Source organism: Acanthopleuribacter pedis, assembly GCF_017377855.1.
GTDB lineage: Bacteria > Acidobacteriota > Holophagae > Acanthopleuribacterales > Acanthopleuribacteraceae > Acanthopleuribacter > Acanthopleuribacter pedis.
Window position 1 is genome coordinate 74,191 of record NZ_JAFREP010000002.1, and the last position, 18,848, is coordinate 93,038.

The 18,848-nt window shown below is 57.2% G+C and carries 15 protein-coding genes; 13 read left to right on the forward strand and 2 right to left on the reverse strand.

The features are described from left to right. Positions 1-232: 232 nt before the first annotated feature. From J3U88_RS02195 to J3U88_RS34915, 12 genes are all read left to right on the forward strand, one after another. On the forward strand, positions 233-1,429 hold the full coding sequence (locus J3U88_RS02195; RefSeq protein WP_207856490.1) for a serine/threonine-protein kinase: 1,197 nt from the start codon (positions 233-235) through the stop codon (positions 1,427-1,429). Between the two features lie 1,097 nt (positions 1,430-2,526). After that, positions 2,527-3,165, forward strand: coding sequence for a hypothetical protein (locus tag J3U88_RS02200; protein WP_207856491.1), 639 nt, complete (start codon positions 2,527-2,529; stop codon positions 3,163-3,165). Positions 3,166-3,471: 306 nt separating this feature from the next. Beyond that, positions 3,472-5,061 (forward strand): polyamine aminopropyltransferase, encoded by a 1,590-nt coding sequence (locus tag J3U88_RS02205; RefSeq protein WP_207856492.1) that lies wholly within the window; start codon positions 3,472-3,474, stop codon positions 5,059-5,061. Positions 5,062-5,645: 584 nt separating this feature from the next. Continuing rightward, positions 5,646-7,355, forward strand: coding sequence for an ABC transporter substrate-binding protein (locus tag J3U88_RS02210; RefSeq protein ID WP_207856493.1), 1,710 nt, complete (start codon positions 5,646-5,648; stop codon positions 7,353-7,355). Between the two features lie 88 nt (positions 7,356-7,443). After that, positions 7,444-8,226, forward strand: coding sequence for a vWA domain-containing protein (locus J3U88_RS02215; protein ID WP_207856494.1), 783 nt, complete (start codon positions 7,444-7,446; stop codon positions 8,224-8,226). Positions 8,227-8,364: 138 nt separating this feature from the next. Continuing rightward, on the forward strand, positions 8,365-9,900 hold the full coding sequence (locus J3U88_RS02220; RefSeq protein ID WP_207856495.1) for a phosphate ABC transporter substrate-binding/OmpA family protein: 1,536 nt from the start codon (positions 8,365-8,367) through the stop codon (positions 9,898-9,900). Then, positions 9,897-10,814, forward strand: a complete 918-nt coding sequence (locus J3U88_RS02225) for a hypothetical protein (protein ID WP_207856496.1) — start codon at positions 9,897-9,899, stop codon at positions 10,812-10,814. Before J3U88_RS02220 ends, J3U88_RS02225 begins: the two co-directional genes overlap by 4 nt. An 86-nt stretch (positions 10,815-10,900) precedes the next feature. Then, on the forward strand, positions 10,901-11,719 hold the full coding sequence (locus J3U88_RS02230; protein ID WP_207856497.1) for a hypothetical protein: 819 nt from the start codon (positions 10,901-10,903) through the stop codon (positions 11,717-11,719). Positions 11,720-11,804: 85 nt separating this feature from the next. Next, positions 11,805-12,884, forward strand: coding sequence for a putative urea ABC transporter substrate-binding protein (locus J3U88_RS02235; protein WP_207856498.1), 1,080 nt, complete (start codon positions 11,805-11,807; stop codon positions 12,882-12,884). Between the two features lie 131 nt (positions 12,885-13,015). Further along, on the forward strand, positions 13,016-13,825 hold the full coding sequence (locus J3U88_RS34125) for an ABC transporter permease subunit (RefSeq protein WP_207856499.1): 810 nt from the start codon (positions 13,016-13,018) through the stop codon (positions 13,823-13,825). 7 nt (positions 13,826-13,832) lie between these two features. Beyond that, positions 13,833-14,759 carry an ABC transporter ATP-binding protein gene (locus J3U88_RS02245; RefSeq protein ID WP_207856500.1) on the forward strand — a complete coding sequence of 309 codons (927 nt, stop codon included), beginning with the start codon at positions 13,833-13,835 and terminating at the stop codon, positions 14,757-14,759. Next, positions 14,749-16,476 carry an AAA family ATPase gene (locus J3U88_RS34915; RefSeq protein WP_207856501.1) on the forward strand — a complete coding sequence of 576 codons (1,728 nt, stop codon included), beginning with the start codon at positions 14,749-14,751 and terminating at the stop codon, positions 16,474-16,476. Before J3U88_RS02245 ends, J3U88_RS34915 begins: the two co-directional genes overlap by 11 nt. 54 nt (positions 16,477-16,530) lie before the next feature. Here the strand turns inward: J3U88_RS34915 and J3U88_RS02255 are convergent, their stop codons facing one another. Continuing rightward, on the reverse strand, positions 16,531-17,151 hold the full coding sequence (locus J3U88_RS02255) for an ECF-type sigma factor (RefSeq protein ID WP_207856502.1): 621 nt from the start codon (positions 17,149-17,151) through the stop codon (positions 16,531-16,533). Between the two features lie 478 nt (positions 17,152-17,629). Here J3U88_RS02255 and J3U88_RS02260 point away from each other — a divergent pair, with 478 nt between their 5' ends. Further along, positions 17,630-17,974 carry a TfoX/Sxy family protein gene (locus J3U88_RS02260; protein ID WP_207856503.1) on the forward strand — a complete coding sequence of 115 codons (345 nt, stop codon included), beginning with the start codon at positions 17,630-17,632 and terminating at the stop codon, positions 17,972-17,974. On the opposite strand, the gene J3U88_RS02265 is transcribed toward J3U88_RS02260, so the two are convergent. Beyond that, positions 17,967-18,455, reverse strand: a complete 489-nt coding sequence (locus J3U88_RS02265; RefSeq protein WP_207856504.1) for a hypothetical protein — start codon at positions 18,453-18,455, stop codon at positions 17,967-17,969. The two genes, J3U88_RS02260 and J3U88_RS02265, sit on opposite strands and share 8 nt — an antisense overlap. Positions 18,456-18,848 lie beyond the last annotated feature (393 nt).

An 18,848-nucleotide genomic window follows, 5' to 3' on the forward strand; every position in this document is an offset into this window, starting at 1 on the left:
TACAACGTGCAGTAAAAATGCTCGACGTACTTTCCAAGTACGCCTGCGCTTTTTCCAACACATTTCGCTCCAGTCCTCGGCGCGTCCTGCGCCGATACTTACGCGATTGCATCCACCCGAATCGCACACTTTAGGTATCAAGCTTGTGGTGTTTGTTCCCTTTTTTGGGAGATCCGTTTTCCGCCGAATCGCCGCGGGAGGCGGCTGTTTCGATGTGTTTTTGGGGGAGAGGTTGACGACAGATTCTCAGGTTCAGTTGATGTTATCCATTCGTAACATGATCGATCAGGGTTTGCCCGAGGACGAAACCGGCGGGGCCGGCGCCGCCGCCGTGCTTGATCAGATCCGCGATATGCTGGAACCCGAATCCCTCGCGGCGGCACCCTCGATGAACGCTGCCGCCGATCCTTTTGATGCCGCCCTTGAAAGCGGTTTACCCGTGTTGTCAGAACTGGTCGACCTCGATTGGGGTTGGCAGGCGCCCGCGTTTTTCGGTCGCTTCAAAACCGGGCCGATGCTCGGGGTCGGCGGTACCGCCTCCGTCTTTTTAGGGGTTTGTCCCAAAACTGAACGGCGTGTGGCCGTGAAGATGCTCCACAGCCGCGACCCGCGTTTGCGGCAGCGGTTTCTGCGCGAGCGCCGCATTTTAAGTTCTTTGGCCCATCCCAACCTCACCAGCGTGATCGAAAGCGGCTTCAGCGATTGCGGTTTTCCCTGGTTCGCGATGGATTACATCGAAGGCCGTCCGCTCGATCACTGGAGTGACGGCTGTGAGTTGACCTTGCGTGATCGGGTGCGGTTGTTTTTGGAAGTCTGTGAGGCGGTGACTTACGCCCACGGCAACCACGTGATCCACCGCGACATCAAACCCGCCAACATTTTGGTCGAGCGCAACGGCCGCGTGCGTCTGCTGGATTTCGGGATCGCTTCCATTTTGGATCCCGATTCGGGTGCCCAGCCCACCGTTTCCCGACTGGGCTTGATGACCCCGGAATACGCGTCACCCGAGCAGTTGGCGGGCCGTCCGCTGAGTGCTGCAACCGATATTTACTCCTTGGGTGTGGTGTTGTTTGAATTGTTGGTAGGGGATCGTCCCCGCTATCGGAAAACAGCGACCCGCCGCCGTCGTCGCCGTCCCATGTCCCTGCAAGCGCAGTTTTTGGCCAATGAGGACCCGGCACGTATTGCCTTATTGCGACGCCGTTGGCCGGATCAGTTGGCGCGCGAGCTGGACGGCCGCTTGGAGCGCATTTTGCGCAAGGCTTTGGCGGAGCGAGAAGAAGACCGGTACGGAACGGTGGCGGCCATGGCCCATGACCTGCATCGCTGGGTGGCGCGCAGCGACAAACCGTCGCGCGCCGATCTGCTGGTGGGCGGTTTAAAAAGACGCGTCGGCCGCATCGGCAAGCAACTCGGCGTATTAAGCTAACCGGCCGGCCCCAAAACCAAAACCCAGAGCCGTGAATGGATCAATGGTCGATAACCCGACCCGGCACGTCCACGGAAAAACGGTGGCGGAAACCCAAAGCCAAACGGGGCGATAACAGGACCCGGCGCACCCCGCGGAAAAACGGAAAAATGGTAGGGGCAACCCAAAGCCAACCGGGGAAATAACCCGACCCGGCCCACTCCATGGAAAAACGAAAAAATGGTGGGGGAAACCCAAAGCCAAACGGGGAAATAACCCGATCCGGCGCACCCTGGAAGGGTCGCACACCCAAATGCGTGGACCACAAATGATTTAAAACGTGAGCCGGCGGCGAACATCATTTGGTTACACCGAAGGTGTTATGGATTTCAGCCCTGATCAAATGGTTGTAGCACAACCATTTGTTCTGGGTCCCCGGGGGTTCCCGTCGTGCAGGCCGCCGAAGGTGCCGGCCCAGGCCCCAAAACCAAAACGCGCGTCGGACCCAAAAAAACCTCGTCCGCGGACCCCAAAACCAAAACGCGCGTCGGACCCAAAAAAACCTCGTCCGCGGACCCCAAAACCAAAACGCGCGTCGGACCCAAAAAAAACTCGTCCGCGGACCCCAAAACCAAAACGCGCGTCGGACCCAAAAAAACCTCGTCCGCGGACCCCAAAACCAAAACGCGCGTCGGACCCAAAAAAACCTCGTCCACGGACCCCAAAACCAAAAACCGCGACGCACCCGAAAAAACTGCGTCCACGGACCCCAAAACCAAAACCCGCGTCGGACCTAAAAAACCTCGTCCACGGACCCCAAAACCAAAACCCGCCCGAACACCCCAAAACCAACCCCACCCCCATACCTAAAAAAACAAAAAAAGGCTCGCCGGATCCACGTTCCTTTTGCGCTTAAGAGGTTAGGTGTCTGTCCAGATAGGGTGGGGTGTCCCTATTCACTGTCGTTTTGCGCCGCCACGCAAACAGTCCCGACTCAAATCCCTGTCGGTGCGCGGGTTTGCCGGGTATAATGCGAACATCTCCCCAAAAACCCGTCCGCGGGTGTTCAGAAGCCTTCTGAGACGGCCGCCCAACACTTATTTCAGGAGTAGGATCACATGAAGAAATGGCGTTTTCCCTTGTTAACGGCATGCCTCTTGTTCGCCTCGGCGTGCAGCACCACGCAGGTCGAAGTGATCGACCTTAACAAAGTTCTCGACGTTATGACCGCAACCATTGATTCGTTTGCCGACCAAAAAGTTGAAGGTGCCGAAGAAGGTGCCAATGCAGAAGAGGTGTTGGCCGCGGCGGCGTCCGATAACCAGGTTGTATCGAGCGAATTTTTAGCCACTTACACCAAAAACCTCAACGAGGCCAAGGTGATGTCTACCCCCGTCGGTACCCTGATGCGTCCCGACGGCGCCATCGAAGGGTTTCAGGACAGCAACGCCGACGGCAAAAAAGACAGCGGCGAGCAGCAACTGTTCACCGTTGAAATCGACGTGGAGCGCGCTCGTTTGATCGCCACCGATACCCAAAACAGCTACCATCGCGATTCCGGTTTCCACATCAGCCCCGGTAGCATTTTCATGGGGTACATGCTCGGTTCCATGTTGAGCCGTCAACGCGCTTCAGGGATCAGCCCCTCGCGTTATTCCAACATGAAAATGAGTCCCCGAAATTACCACTCCTCGGCGGTTTCCTCCGCGCGCGCCCGCGCCAGTGGTGGTTCGCGTTCGTTCAGCAGCGGCAAGTAATAGGGCCGTACAACCTGGTGCGTTCGTCCCCGTGACGGCGCACCATGTTGTTTTCAGGCTCGTTTTTCGCGAACCTCGAACGGCACAACGCCGGTCCGAACGGCCTTGTGCCGGTCCGAACGGCCTTGTGCCGGTCCGAACGGCCTTGTGCCGGTCCGAACGGCCTTGTGCCGGTCCGAACGGCCTTGTGCCGGTCCGAACGGCCTTGTGCCGGTCCGAACGGCCTTGTGCCGTTCCGATGCGCACGGCCGCATGAACGATCACCATCGCGGCCTGATTTCACGATTAAGGAGTTTGGGGAGTACCATGTCGGAAACACAACAGCAAAGCGACAATCAGCTTGAAGATTTATCGCGTGGTCAAATCGGCGTTTTGCTGATTTCGATTGCCGTCGTCGCCTTATCCGGGATCGCTTACGAATTAATTATCGGCACCGTTTCCAGTTACCTTTTGGGGAACAGTGTTTTTCAGTTTTCACTCACCATCGGCCTGTTTATGTTCGCCATGGGGATCGGTTCTTACCTTTCAAAATGGTTGATGAAACACCTGATCACCAACTTCGTGTTGGTTGAAATCACCATTTCATTGATCGGCGGCGCCGCCTCACTGATTTTGTTTCTGGCGTTTCCGCTGGTGATGCCGCTTTACCAAGCGATTATGTACACCTTGATTATTGTGATTGGTTCCTTGGTCGGCCTCGAGATTCCGCTGCTCACCCGCATTATCAGTCACAAGGACAGCCTCAAGGATTCCATCGCCCACGTGTTGTCCTTGGATTATGTCGGCGCCTTGATTGGGTCCATGGCCTTTCCGCTCATTCTTTTGCCGTTCCTGGGGTTGATTCGCTCCAGTTTCGCCATCGGCCTGCTCAACATCGGCGTGGCCATGATCAACGTGGTGGTGTTTTGGAAGTTTCTGCGCATGCCGCGCGCCGTGGCTACCTTTGCCGGCGGCACCGCGCTTTTGCTGGTGGTGGCGCTCATCGGCGGGACCCGCCTGTCGACTTATGCCGAACAGTTCCTGTATTCCGATGAAATTATTTTCTCCAAACAGACCCAATACCAGCGCATCATCCTGACCAAATCCGTCCTCGATCACGATCATCGCCTTTACCTGGACGGTCATATTCAGTTTTCGCAACGGGATGAATACCGCTACCACGAGGCCTTGGTCCATCCTTTGATGGCCTTGCCGGGGCCGCGAAAAAAAGTGTTGATCATGGGCGGGGGCGACGGCATGGCCGCCCGTGAGCTGCTTAAGTACGACGACGTCGAAGAGATTCATTTGGTGGATATTGACCCCGAGATGACGCGTTTGTGTGCCACCGTGCCCACCATCGCGGCCTTGAACGAGGGGGCGCTTGAGGATCCCCGCGTGAAAATTTTCCACCAGGACGCCTTCACCTTCGTGAACCAGGCCGGCGTGCTTTACGACCGCATCATTTCCGATTTGCCCGATCCCCACAACGAGGCGCTGAACAAGCTGTATGCGCGCGAGTTCTACACCATGCTGCGCAAGCGCATGACACCCGAGGGTTACCTGGTGTCGCAAAGTTCCTCGCCGTTTTTTACCCGAAAAACCTATTGGTGCATTGCCACCACCATGGAAGCGGCCGGCCTGCATACCAAAAGCTTCCAAATCACGGTGCCCAGCTTCAGCATTTGGGGATTCCACCTCGCCGCCAATCAGCCGGTGCCGCCCATCCGCGAGATGGACGTGCCCACCCGATATATGGAGGCCGATGTTTTTGCCGCGGCCACCAAGTTCCCGCGGGATATGGCCCGTGTCGAGACCGCGGTCAACAGCATCATGGAACCCAAGCTTTACCACTATTACATGAAGGAACTGCGCGAGCCCCATGGGCTGAAAGCTACGGCAGAATTGGCCAAAAAGTAAGGCTTCCCGCCGGCTTTGGTGCGCTTTCGCCAAAAAAAATGACCCTCATCCGGCGGTTGACGCGCCGGTGAGAGTGTCGTTCATTTCGATTGAAACGAAGAATACGAAAGGGTTCCCGACGGGTTTTGCGGGGACCGGAACTTCGTTAATCAATCCCATGTTCGTTCCCGGTGCCGGGGATCGCGCCCAGCCCGCATTGCTCACAAGGATTCGTCGCGAGAAGCAGAAAGCCTTGTGAGGACGAAGGTTACGACCGAGAGACGGCACAGGCGTAGCAGAGCTACGGCGAAGGCGGCTCGACCGAGTAAGGCGGAAGGCCGCCCCCTTGTAATCGCATGGCTTTCGGCTTCGTAGCAGAATTGCTTGTGAGCAATGCGGGCTTGATCGCTGTGAACCGAGGATTGATTGCGTTCAATGCGGGGATAACGGTTAGAATAACGGGATTCCTCTTCCAGCTTTTTTCGTCAAACCTTTGCGGTGTCGGATGACCCCGTATCGTCAAATGCTGGAATGAAGGATGTTTGCCATGTGCGCCCCGTTGCGCCCGTGATCCCGATGATGGTTTGTTTTGTGAAGGAGTCCACATGAGCGTATTGGTAACCTTATTGCTGTGTCTTGGTTTGATCTCCGCGGCCCCGGCGCAGAACCTGGAAACGCTACAAGCGAAACCCCTGGTTGATCAAATCCGCGTCAAGGCCAAACCGGTCAAAAGCGGCAACAGCTTTAAAGTCCCTATGATTACCTGGGGCGGCGACGTGGCGACAATCCACGCCGATCAACAGAAGCTATTTAAAAAGAACAATTTAAACGCCGAGATCTTTGTCGAGAACAACTTCGCTAAGCAGGTGGAGGCCTGTTTGAAAGGGGAGACCCCTTACCTGCGCGGCACCATGGGCATGATCAATGCCGCCGCCGAGGTGTTCCAAAAGAACGGCGTTGATTTGGTGGTCGTTTACCAAATGACCTGGTCCAACGGCGGCGACGCCATGGTCGTCCGCAAAAATGTGCGCAAGCCGCAACGGCTCAAGGGCAAAACCGTCGCACTCCAGCTCTACGGTCCCCACATGGATTACGCCTTTAACATCCTCAAAACCGCCGGCGTCCCGCTCAGCAGTGTCACGTTCAAGTGGTTCAGCGAGTTAACCTTGCCGACCTTTGATACCGACGGCAAAATCATCGATCCCGTCAACGCCTTTTTGGAAGACGATTCCATCGACGCCGCCATGGCGATTATTCCCGATGCGATGAACCTGACCTCTGGTGGTCGCGGCGGAACCGGTTCGGCCGGTTCGGTGAAAGGCGCCAAAATTATGGTGTCCACCAAAACCGCCTCACGCGTCATTGCCGATGTCTACGCGGTTCGTGCCGATTACTTCAAAAACAACCGCGCCGAGGTTGAACGTTTTGTGAATACCTTGCTGCAAGCGCAAGAATCCCTGCAAACCCTGCTGCAAAACAAAGCCTCCCAGCAAGCGCGTTACCAACAGTTGATGAGCCGTTCGGCCGATTTGTTGATGGGCGCCCCCCAGGCCGTGCCCGATGTAGAGGGTTTGCTGGCCGATTGCGAATTTGTCGGTTTTCAAGGCAACGTCGCCTTCTTCACCGGTAAAGGCACCAGCCGTACCTTAGCCAAGTTGACCAGCGAGATTCAGTCCGCGTTCAAAGAAGTCGGGTTGATGAAGCAAAGCGTCAAAATTGAAGGCGCGGGCTGGCAGTACGACAAACTCTCCAAGGGTTTGAAATTCGTCAACGCCGCGCCCCAACCGAAAAAGAAATTCGATACCAAAAAGGTCGCGGCAAAAATCGAATCCCAGATTTCGGCGGAAGCCACCGAATGGGCCGAGGACGACACCTTATTTCAGGTGGAAATTAATTTTGCGCCCAACCAGAGCACCTTTAGCGAGGAACAATATGCCTCGGATTTCAGCAAGGCCCTGGAGATCGCGCAGACCTACGGTGGTTCCTTAATTGTCGTAGAAGGTCACTCCGACCCGCTTGGTATTTTGCGGGCTCGTGAAAAAGGCAAAACCCCGGTGGAGGTGCGCCAAATGGAGCAAAAAGCCAAAAACCTGTCCTTGGAACGTTCCAAATCCGTGCGCCAGGCCTTCTTGAGCTTCGCCGCCCACAACAAGATGCAGGTCGACGAAAGCCAGTTTGTTTCCGTGGGTTTGGGTGTGGTTTCTCCGAAATTCAGCCCACCGCGAACCAAGGAAGAATGGGCCGCCAACCGCCGTGTGGTGTTCCGCATCAAGCAGGTGGAAGCCGAGTTGGATGAATTCGTTCCCCTGAAATAAAAACGCGCGGCCGCCAAACAAGCGGCCGCCCCGGCAAAGGACGGCGCCGGTTCCCCTGTTCCGGTTGCCGTCCCCAAGGAATCTTAAAATGAGCGACAGCAAGAGTGCGACCGCGGCCGTGCTGCTCCTGGCCGGTCTGCTGGTGATCGGTCCCCTGGTGGCGATATTTTTTCTGATGGGTGATATCAAAGTGGGACCGCGCATGCAGCAACAAAACGATGAAGCGACGGCCAGACAACGCTTCAAAGAACAGCCGGTCATGGACATTCAAATTCCCAGTCAGGGCGGCCAGGTTTCCACCGCGCGCAACCTGCTGGTGATTTTCGACGGGTCCGGCAGTATGTTGGAAGAACCCGATGCTTCCTGTGGGGCAGACGGCCGCTTTGCCAACAAACACGAGGGTGCGATCTGGGCGGTTGAACAGTTCGTTGAGCAGGTGCCGGACGGCGTTAACCTGGGCTTGTACGTCTTTGATCAAGGCGGCGGCGGTCTAAGGATGGCTTTGGCACCCGACCGCGAGGGTTTTATGGCCCATGTTCGCGCGGTGAATCCGGGCGGCGGTACCCCGTTGGCCGAGGCGATCCGCATGAGCACCCGCACCTTGGTTGCACAGTACCAACAACAACTGGGTTACGGTGAGTTTCGTTTGGTGGTGGTCACCGACGGTGAAGCGCAAGGTTTGGCCAAGGCCGCGGTGTACGCGGCGGGAATGGGCATGCCGATTTACACCATCGGGTTGTGCGTGGATCCCAATCACGTTTTGCGCGAGTTCTCGGTGAGCTACACCGCGGCCAATGATTTCGAGGCCTTGTCGGCCGGCTTGGCGGATTCCCTCGCCGAATTACCGGATTTCGACGACACCCAATTTTGATCTCCGACCCCGACCCCGGACGGGGCGTAACTCCTGCTTGAGGAATACGGCAAGGGTAGTATGATAGGTGCAACGCGCCCCCCGTGTTTTACCTCATCAAATCGTTTCTTTTCTGTAAGTTTGAGAAAGGTTGGCTGCATGAAAAAATCGACCGTGGGTTTTATCATCATCCTCGTGTTGGGCGCGCTCGGCATTTTTGGGTGGAAGGCGATTGACACCATGTTGACCGAGCAGACCTCCACCAAGGTGAGCCGGTCCCTGAAGATCGGTGGCGACAACTACTTGGGTTACTGGTTCATCAACGCGCCCGAGATGCGCAAACAGGCGGTTCAAAAAGACTTTTCCGTCGAATTCAGCGACGACGGCGGCGCCTACGCCGAGCGTTTGAAGAAATTTGCCGCCGGTGAATACGACTGCATTGTGCTGCCGATTAACACCTATTTGGAACAAGGCAAAAACCACGATTATCCCGGCGTGATCGTGGCCGCGGTCAGTGAGTCCAAGGGCGCCGACGGCATGGTGGTGCGCACGGATCGTTTTCAAGGCAACCGTGTCAACGATCTCAACGACCCCAAACTCAGCATTGTTTACACCCCTGATTCGCCCAGTTCTTTTCTGCTCGATCTCACCATCGCCGATTTTGATTTGGACCGGCTCGCCGCCAGCGATGGTTGGCGCGCCGAGGCCGACGGTTCCAGTGCCGTTTTGGAGCGGGTGCGCAAAGGCGAGGGCGATGTGTTTGTGATGTGGGAACCGGACCTTTCCAAGGCCTTGGCGCTCGATAACGTCAGTTACCTGTGGGGCAGCGATAAGTTTTCCGGTTACATCATCGACGTGTTTGTGTTCCATCGCGATCTCCTCAAACGAGACCGCGCTTTGGTCGAAGACTTTTTGGGGGTTTACTTCAACGTGCTCGACCATTACGCCGAGGACAAAACCACCATGGTGACCGAAATGGCCCGCGCCACCGGCCTTAAAAAAAACCAGGTCGAAGGATTGCTCAAAAAAGTGGATTGGTTTGACTTGGAACAAAACTGTACCAGCCAGTTCGGGATCGCGCTGAAACCCGGTGCCGCCGTGGAAGAAGGGGTGATCAACAGCATCATCGCCGCGACCGACGTGCTCAAACGCAACAAACGGCTGGAGAGCGATCCCTTGGAAGGCAACCCCTACCAAATTACCAACCGCGCCTTGTTGGAGAGCTTGGCGCGTCAGGCCGGCGATCACGGCGGCATGGAACAACGGGCCGCGACCAAGCGCAACTTTGAAAAACTCTCCTCGGCCGATTGGCGCGATTTGCGTGAGGTGGGCACCTTCCGTTTGGAACCCATTACCTTCCAAACCTGGAACAACCTGTTAACCAACGAGGGCAAAGCCCGGGTTGACCGCATTGCCACCACCTTGACCAACAATTATCAGGCCTACCGCATCATCATTCGCGGTCATACCGGACCGGGCGGCGATGAAAAGGAAAACACCAAACTGTCGCGGCAACGCGCCGAGGTGGTCAAACAGTACTTGATCGCGGTTCACGGCATCAACGCCAACCGTTTGCAAGCGGACGGGGTGGGTTCGTCCCAGCCTTTGCCCCGCAAGCAAGGCGAGTCCCAGCGCGCTTACGGGTACCGTTTGCCGCGGGTAGAATTTGTCGCGGTGGAGGGGAACCAACTTTGAGCAGCAAACCGTCGGCCGGGGAGAAAGACACCCGTACCTCCGGCAAAATTGAACGCGCCGTGTTTTTAGACGCGGTCCAACATCCGACAACCCTGACCCCCGCGGCGGTGGCGGCGTTGTCGGTGATTTGGATGGGCGCGTTCGGCGTGTCGCCCAACCCGGTGAAAAGCGCGCTGGCGGGCGGTTTACTCTGTATTGGTTCCTGGGTATTCCACTATTTCGTGCGCGGTGAGAAACTGGCCGAAAAGTATGCACAGAAACAGATTGCCAAACAGCAGGAAGCCGAACGCGTGTCCCGTGCGGCCTACGAACAAGCTTTTGTGGATATTGGCTTTAGCCAAGGCTTGCAAGCCGGGCGCGAATTGGAACGCGCCTACCGCCAATTGCTCGATTTTCTCCAGGCCCAAGCTGCCCGCGGCACCGTCGCCCGCTTCCACACCTTGGCCGACGACTGTTATCAGGAAGGCCGCCGTTTGTTGGATCAAGCCGTGGCCCTTAAACGTGCCTTACGCGCCGTTGATGCCAACGCCTTGACCCGTGAACAGGCGCTTTGGCGCAAACAGGCCGGCGGCATGCGTCCCGACGACGCCGCCGCGCGCACCTTGCAAACGCGGATCGACAGCCATCAACGGCGCCTGGATCTCTACGCCCGTCGACAAACCGCCCTGCAGGAGTTGCTGACCGAATGCGACGTGCTCGAGGCCGCCTTGGAGTCGGCTTACCTGGAAGCGATTGACCTGGTGCGCGCCGATGTGGCCTTGCAGCCCTCCCAATCGGCCGCCGCCAATTTGGAGCAAGCCGTGCGCGCCGCCCGCAGGGTCGAGGATCGATTGCGCGGCCTGGAACAAGGCCCGGATGAACGGGAAGACGACCTTTACCGCGAGGCCGGCGCCTCGCACCATTCGAACGCGTGATTGTGTGATGAACCCATGTGCCCCTATTGATTGAATACGCCGATCTCGGCACCCCGCAAACAAAGAAGCTTTAGGTGGAGGAAACCATGTCCAATGAACAAGTAGGAATCGTTCGAGCGGTGTTCCGGTATTTCAAATACTGGAACTGGAAAAAAGCACGCGGCATCATCGCGGCCGCCGACGAGCAGTTCACCGGCTCCGTCGACGGCATTAGCGCCGCTTTTGAGATGCACCAGGATAAGTTGGTGCGCCAATACCAGGAACTGCGCGACGCCATTTCCGAGGTTGAGGCTGTTTTGGAAGACAAACGCCATCGGCTCGAACAGTTGAACCAAGAGGAAGAGGACCTGCTGCAAAAACGCGACGGTGCCCTGAATCTGGCCGAACAAGCCCAGGCCGCCGGCGACGAAAAAGGCTATGAAGCCCACGCCGGTGCCTTCGAGCGTTTCCAGGTGCGCATTGAAGAGATCGAGCAAACCCAAGCGCGTTTGCAGGCGGAAGTTGGCGAAACCTCCGGCACCATGGATCGCTACATGTTGCGTTTGCAAGACATGCAATCCGAAATCCAAAAGCTGCCCCAACAAAAAGCCGAAGCCGTTGCCGAACACGTTTCCGCAAAGCGGATTATCGAACTCAACGACCGGTTGCAGGGTTTGGAGAACAGCATCGACCGCGGTCCGATTTCGGCCGTGATGGAAACCAACCGCAACCTGACCGCCAAGGCGAAGATTTCCGAAAAGCTGGCGGGCACCGATATTCGTGTGCAGGACAAGGCCTACGAAAATGCCGGTCGGGTTTCCACCGCCCGTTCCAAGATGGAATCCATGATGGCCGCGCGACGCGCGGAGAAAGAGGGACCGGCGGCGGAAAAAACCGGCGACGAACGCGAACGGCCCACCATCTAGATTGGACGGCGTGCGCGGCCCCTTGCCATACCGCACCGCGCCTACCAAGGGCATGAAACCCAGGAATCAAGATAAGGAGTTATTTATGTCGCGTCTCAGTGCGAAAAGTTTACTGCGTTGTTTGATGATGGTGTGTTTGGTCCTGTTTGCGACCGCGACACCGGCCCTCGCCAAAACCAAATTTAAGGTTGCCTGGTCGATTTATGTGGGCTGGATGCCCTGGCCCTACGCGGAAGAAAGCGGCATTCTCAAAAAATGGGCCGACGCCCACAACATCGAAATCGAACTGGTCCAAATGGATTACGTTGCTTCCATCGAAGCCTACGTCGCCGGCCAGGTTGATGCCTGTGTCATGACCAACATGGAAATGCTCAACATGCCCGCCGCTTCCGGGATCGACAGCACCGCCTTGATTATCGGCGATTACTCCAACGGCAACGACGCCCTGTTGGTGCGCGACGGCTTGACCGCCAAAACCATCAAAGGCCAAGAAATCAGCCTGGTTGAACTCACCGTGTCTCACTACTTGCTCAACCGCTTCCTGGAAAAAAACAACATGAAGGAAAAGGATGTGCGGGTGATCAATACCTCCGACAGCGACATCGGCCCCATTTTTCTTTCCAATGACAGCCAAAAAGCCGTCGTGACCTGGAACCCGATTGTGATGCAAATCGAGCAACATCCCGGCATCACCAAACTGTTTTCTTCCGCGGATGTTCCCGGTGAAATTATCGACTTGATGGCGGTGAACACCAAAACCCTGAAGAAGAACCCCGCCCTGGGTAAAGCCCTGGTGGGTGCCTGGTACGAGGTGATGAGTGTGATGTCGCGCCGCGGTGCCGACGCCGACAAAGCCCTGGGCACCATGGCCGCCCAAGCCGAAAGCTCTCTGGTTGAGTTCAAGAGTCAATTGAAAACCACCGCCATGTTTTACACCGCCGACGCCGCGGTACAGTACGCTTCCGGCCCTGAAATCAAAAAGAACATGGATTACGTGCGCCAGTTCTGCTTCCGCCACGGCTTGCTGGGTGAAGGTGCCGAAAGCGCCGATGTGGTTGGTATTCAGTACCCGGACGGCAGCGTTCAGGGTGACAAGCGCAACGTCAATTTCCGATTTGATGTGAGCTACATGAAGATGGCCGCCGAGGGCAAACTGAAACGCTAGCCCGCATTTATCACAAGGATTTCGGCTTCGTAGCAGAATACTTTGTGAGGAAGGCGGGCTAGGCATTGACGGAAACCACGGGGCCGTGCAGCGGGGCCCCCGAACCCTGCCGATAAAAATGAGGTGGAACCGTGAAGTTCCTAAGTATGCATGCCAAATTCGGCCCGGTGACCACCGCGCTGTTGTCGGCGAGTTTGTTTGTGTTGTGCGTGGCGGCTTATTTCACCGCCTCCCACATCCGCCACCAAGAGAACCCCAAAGACAAGATCATGCCGACCATCGGCAAGATGTGGAAAGGCGTGGAAAACACCGCCTTCAAAGAAGACCGCAAGGGCGAGTACCGGCTCTGGGTTGACACCTGGGCCAGTGCCAAGCGGCTGGGCTACAGCACCTTGCTGCTGGTCCTGGCGGTGTTGCTCGGTTTGCACATGGGGTTGTATCCCTTTTTTGAAGCCGTGTTTTACCGCTTTATTTTGTTTTTTGACAAGGTGCCCGCGCTGGCGCTGCTGCCGATCTTGTTTATTATTTTCGGCTTGGGTGAGCTGTCCAAGGTGATGCTGATCCTGCTCGGCGTGTTTCCCACCATCGCGTTGGATACCTACTTACGCGCCAAGGCCGTGCCCCGCGAACAAATTATCAAAGGGCGGACGCTTGGCGCCGGCAGCGCCAAAATCACTTACGGGGTGGTGCTGCCCCAAATCATGCCGGACGTCCTCAACACCATTCGCCTCAACTTCAAGGCGATGGTTTTGTTTTTGATTGCCGGCGAATCGCTGGCGGCTACCGCCGGGCTCGGTTACCGCATTTTTGTGGTGCGGCGCTACATCGCCATGGAGATTATTATCCCCTACGTGCTGTGGATGAGTTTGTTGGCCTTTGTGGCTGACTTGCTGGTACGGCTTTGGATCAAAAAGCGTTACGCCTGGTATCAGGCGCACTGAGGACACCATGAACGACACCAATCCCATGCTTCACCTCGAAGACGTTTACATGCGCTACCCCAGCCGCGACGGCACGCCGATCACCATTCTCAACGACATCGACCTCAAGGTGCGTCAAGGCGAATTCATTACCGTGGTCGGCCCCAGTGGTTGTGGCAAATCCACCTTGCTGCGCTTGATTTTGGGCGCCGAATCGCCGACCGAGGGCGCGGTTTTGTTGGACGGCAAAAAGTTGGATGCGCCCAATCGCAACCGCGGCATTGTCTTTCAAAAGTACTCGCTGTTCCCACACCTCAGCGTGATGGACAACATTGTTTTTGGTTTGGACGCCGAGGCGCACGGCATGTTTTTGGGCTGGTTGAAGCCGGGGCAAATGCGGCAACGGCGACGTGCGTTCCGCGACCAGGCCCAGGTTTATTTGGAGCGCATCGGTCTGGCCGACGCCGCCGACAAGTACCCCCATGAACTTTCGGGTGGGATGCGCCAACGGGTCGCCATCGCCCAATCGCTGATTATGAAACCGCGCATTTTGTTGATGGACGAACCCTTCGGGGCCTTGGACCACGCCACCCGCACCGAAATGCAACTGTTCATTTTGGAACAGTGGGAACAGGCCGAGATGACCATTTTCTTCGTGACCCACGATCTGGAAGAAGCCTGTTTTTTGGGGTCGCGCGTGTTGGTGCTGTCCCAGTACTACCAAACCGACGCCGGCCGCGGCCAGGGTGCCAAAATCGTCGGTGATTTCGCCACCCCGGGCGGCCATCCCAAACCCACCGATTTCCTTTATTCCGAGGAGATGAGTCAACTGGTTCACCGCATTCGCAGCGAGGGTTTGAGCCCCGACAACCTGCAACATATCCGTGATTTCAACCTGACCCACCGCGATGCGTTCCGCACCGTGAACCCTGAGGAGTGGCAGCGTGAGCAGTAAAAGCAAAGGGGACCGGCGCCCCGCCTTCCTCAACCGTTTGGGCCGTGAGTACAGTGATCGGCGCAAAAATTTGATTCTGCTAACCGGCGATACCTACGGCTTGTTCTGGAGCAGCGTGGCCAACCATTTCCTTTCGCTGGAACAGCTGTTCGTGCGCGAGCTGTCGCAAAAGTTCAACGTGGTGATGATGGACATCGCCTCGGGTCTGCGTTTTCCCAACAAAACCACCGAGGCCGAGGTGATTCGGGTTAGTGAATCGACCGACGGGGTGAGTGTGCCCAGCAACCGCATCAAATCCATGCAGAACATGCTCGCCGCCAGCGCCCACAACCCATTGCAAGCGTTGGTGCTGTTGCAGGGCATCGCCGAGGCTTTCCAGCGCGTGCGCATGTTGGAGGAAGGGGTTCGGCCCTTGTGCGTGTTGTTTAAGTTTGGCGGCGCTTTGTTTCCCACCGGCGGCTACGACCGACTCAGCGAAATCGACCGCCAGCGGCTGGTTTTTTTCCTCAACTGGGTGGCCGATCCCGGTTTCCAGGAGAGCCCCGAACTCCTGATCCTGATCAACCATACCAAGGCCGAGGTGAACCAAAAAATTCTGGCCCTGCCCAACGTGGCCCACGTGGAAATCAGTCTGCCGGACGAACGCGAGCGCGCGTTTTTTATCGAACACTTTGTCGACCAAAACCCCGGGCTGCGTTTTGCCGGCGGTCGCAAACGGTTTGCCGCGGATACCGCGGGTTTAACCCTGGGCAACCTCAACGAACTGATGTCGGTTGGTTTGGCCGAGGGCAACAAGATTACCCGTGAACAGGTGGTCGGCGAGGTGAACCGCATTGTTCAGGCCCAGTTGGGCGACATCGTGAAGGTCACCTATCCCAACCACACACCCGACGACATCATTGGCAACAGTGCCACCCGCGAGATTTTTACCGAGCTGTTCGAGCGCTGCGAGGACGTGGAAACTGCGGTGCCCGCCTTCATTGTGTCCGGTCCAAACGGCGCCGGCAAAACCTTCCAACTGGAGGCGTTCGCCGCCGCCTCGGGTCGGGTTGTGATTGAGTTGGCCGGCATTCGCGGCAGTTATTTCGGCGAAACGGACCGTTTCTTCGAACTGTTGCGCTGGCACATTTTGACGCTGGGCAAGATTCTGATTTTGGTGGACGAGGCCCATACCGCCTTTGGTTCCATCCACGGCGGCGCCACCCACTCCACGGAAAAACGCCTGGCCGGTAACGTCATCAAAATGATGGGTGACCCGCGGTTCTTCGGCAAGGTGGTGTGGGCGATGATGACCTCGCGCCCTGATTTACTCGACCCCGACATCAAAAGCCGCGCCCCGGTTCAGGTCCCGATCTTCGATCCCGAGGGCGAGATTCGCCAAACCTTTTTGGCCGAAATGTTCCGCCGCAAAAAAATCGAGGTGGCCGCGGGCGATTGGGAACCCATCATGGCCAAAACCGACTACTACTCGGCCAGGGATTACCGCAACTACACCGCCGAGATTTTGGCGACGCGACGGCGCAGACCGGGGATTACCCCGCTCGAGGTGTTACAACGCTGGTCGGCCAGCCGCAGCATCAACGCCCAACGCGAGTTCCAAATGTTAATCGCGGCGCAGCACAGCAGCTATCCCGAACTTTTGCCGGAGCGGCTGCGCGGCTGGAGCGACGCCGAGCTCCAACAGGCCACTGACAGCTTAAAGGCCCGATTGACCTAAGCGAATCCGCCGGCGGTACGTTCGCGCGACCACCGTTGGGATGTGGGTTGCGGATCACCGCTTCTCAGCCGCGTGGACGGTCTGGCGGGTGATCGGGGTTTGATTGGGGCGGTAGGCCGCATAGCTGCGCCTCAGAGACTTGCAGCCGCGGCGCCACAGGCGGTTGACGCGAATGAGGGGGATGTTGAGCAGGTTTGCGGTTTCTTCAATGGTGAAGCCGGCTTGGGCGCGCATCACCACCACCCGGTAGGCCTCGTTACGGCCTAAGGCGCTCAGGCCTTGGTGAAGGGTGAGCTGCATGCTGGGTTGGCTCGTGGTTGCACAGGGTTCGGCGTCTTCAAGCGGGCAATGGAACAGGCCGCCGCCGTTTTTTTGCGTGTGGTGGTGCCGGATGCTGTCGATCAGGTAGCGCTGCATGATGCGCGCCGAGAGGGCGCGGAAATGGCGTTCCGATTGGACTTCCAACCCCTTTTTGGCGGCAAAGATCAGGTAGGTTTCGTGGACCAATTCGTCCACTTCCATCTCGGTACCGGGTCGATCTTGCTTGAGGAGTTTGCGGGCGATGCGGCGAAGGTTTTCTAGGTTTTGGGTAAATTGTTCATCCAAGGACACCATCCGACCCGCGATGCGGATGGTTTTGAGGGGGACAAGCACCGATGTGTCACGCGAGACCATGGAAAACCTCCAACCGGATTGAGCAACGCTTCTACATCACTAAAAACCGGTTCCAGCGAAAAGGTTCAGGACCCGCGCAAAATTTTTACAAAAGGTGGTGCCTCAAAAAGCTGTGTGGGGAATTGTTAGCCCGCAATTTTCACAAGGATTCGTCGCGAGAAGCAGAAAGCCTTGTGAGTACGAAGGTTACGACCGAGAGACGGCACAGAGGTCCGACCTTTCGCGGGGCCGACCATTCGGGGTCCGACCTATCGGCGTAGCAGCTGAGGCGAAGGCGGCTCGACCGAGTAAGGCGGAAGGCCGCCCCCTTGTAATCTCATGGCGTTCGGCTTCGTAGCAGAATTCCTTGTGAGAATTGCGGGCTCGGTTTTTCGGCCCAAACCACCGCACCAGAGGGTAAGCTTGTTCCATCAACGAACACCGAATGAGATGTCGTGGCTGAAGCCGCGGCATCTCACACGTTAAGGAGTGCGTCTGAATGGCTTATGATGCAGATCTCGCGGTACGAATCGAAGCGGTCCTCCACGGTCGCGAAGCATTCAGCCAACGCAAGATGTTTGGCGGCGTCGCCTACATGCTCAACGGCAACATGTGTGTGGGGATCCATAAGGACTGGCTGGTGGTGCGTTTGGCGCCGGAGACCGCGGCCTCGCTATTGGATCAACCCGGCGTCAAGCCGTTTGACATTACCGGTCGGCCGATGAAGGGTTGGTTGCTGGTGGCACGGGAGGCAATGGGGGAGGCGGCGCAACTCAGCGCCTGGATTGAGCGGGCCGAAACCTTCGTTGCGGGGCTACCCCCAAAAAAACCAAAGGCTAAGTGAGGCCGGCGACCGAGCCGGGTGGTTTTTGGCCGTTCGCCTTGGCGCTGGGCGGCGTGGCTTGCCATCGGTAGAGGAAGAAAACGGGCGGCCAAAAAAAGAAACCGACCACCAGGGTGGTGGTGACGATATCGATCAGGGGATGGTAGGCCTGGTAAAGCATGAGGCCGGCGTAGGCGCCGGCGATCAGAGGCCAAACCCAGCGTTGTTTTTGGGTCATCAAGGTGATGAGGGTGACGGTAACCAGGACCACCGCGGTGTGGGTACTGTAGTCGAGACCGAGTCGATGCCAATGGGGCCAAAGAATATCGAGGTAGCGCAGGCCGTAGGCGGTGAACATCCCGTAGACGGCGCCGGCAAGGCCGAAACCAAAAAGCGGCCACCGTTTGTGGGCCAGGGCTTGGCCGATGTGGAAGAGGGCGATCAGGGCGAGGGTGGGGAAGACGGCGTCGGCGACGGCGTCGCGTTGTTCGTAAGTCAACACGTGTTTTTCCTTTGTCGGGGTTGGTGGAAACGCGCTGCACGCACGCGAAAATTCGCGTATGCCGATTATGTCTATCATGACAGCCTTTTTGCGGAAAAAGGATGATGAACGACAAACCGCTGAGCGTGGGGCGGTTCCTTTTCAGTGAACCAACCTGTTTGGAAGCAAGGGGGTGGGGAGAACACCCCCTTGGCAAATGAACCTGATAATGGAAACCCCGTGATCGGATGGGAGCGGGGACCACGGGTGTTTCGCGATTCGGGAGAGAATAGAGGATAAGGTCTAAACGACCTTCCTTAGACGATTGCAAGCCGCATTCCAAGTTTACGGGGGGGAACATGGGTCGTGCATCAAGCGAGGCCGGCCGGATGCTGCGTCGTGGGTCCCAACCCC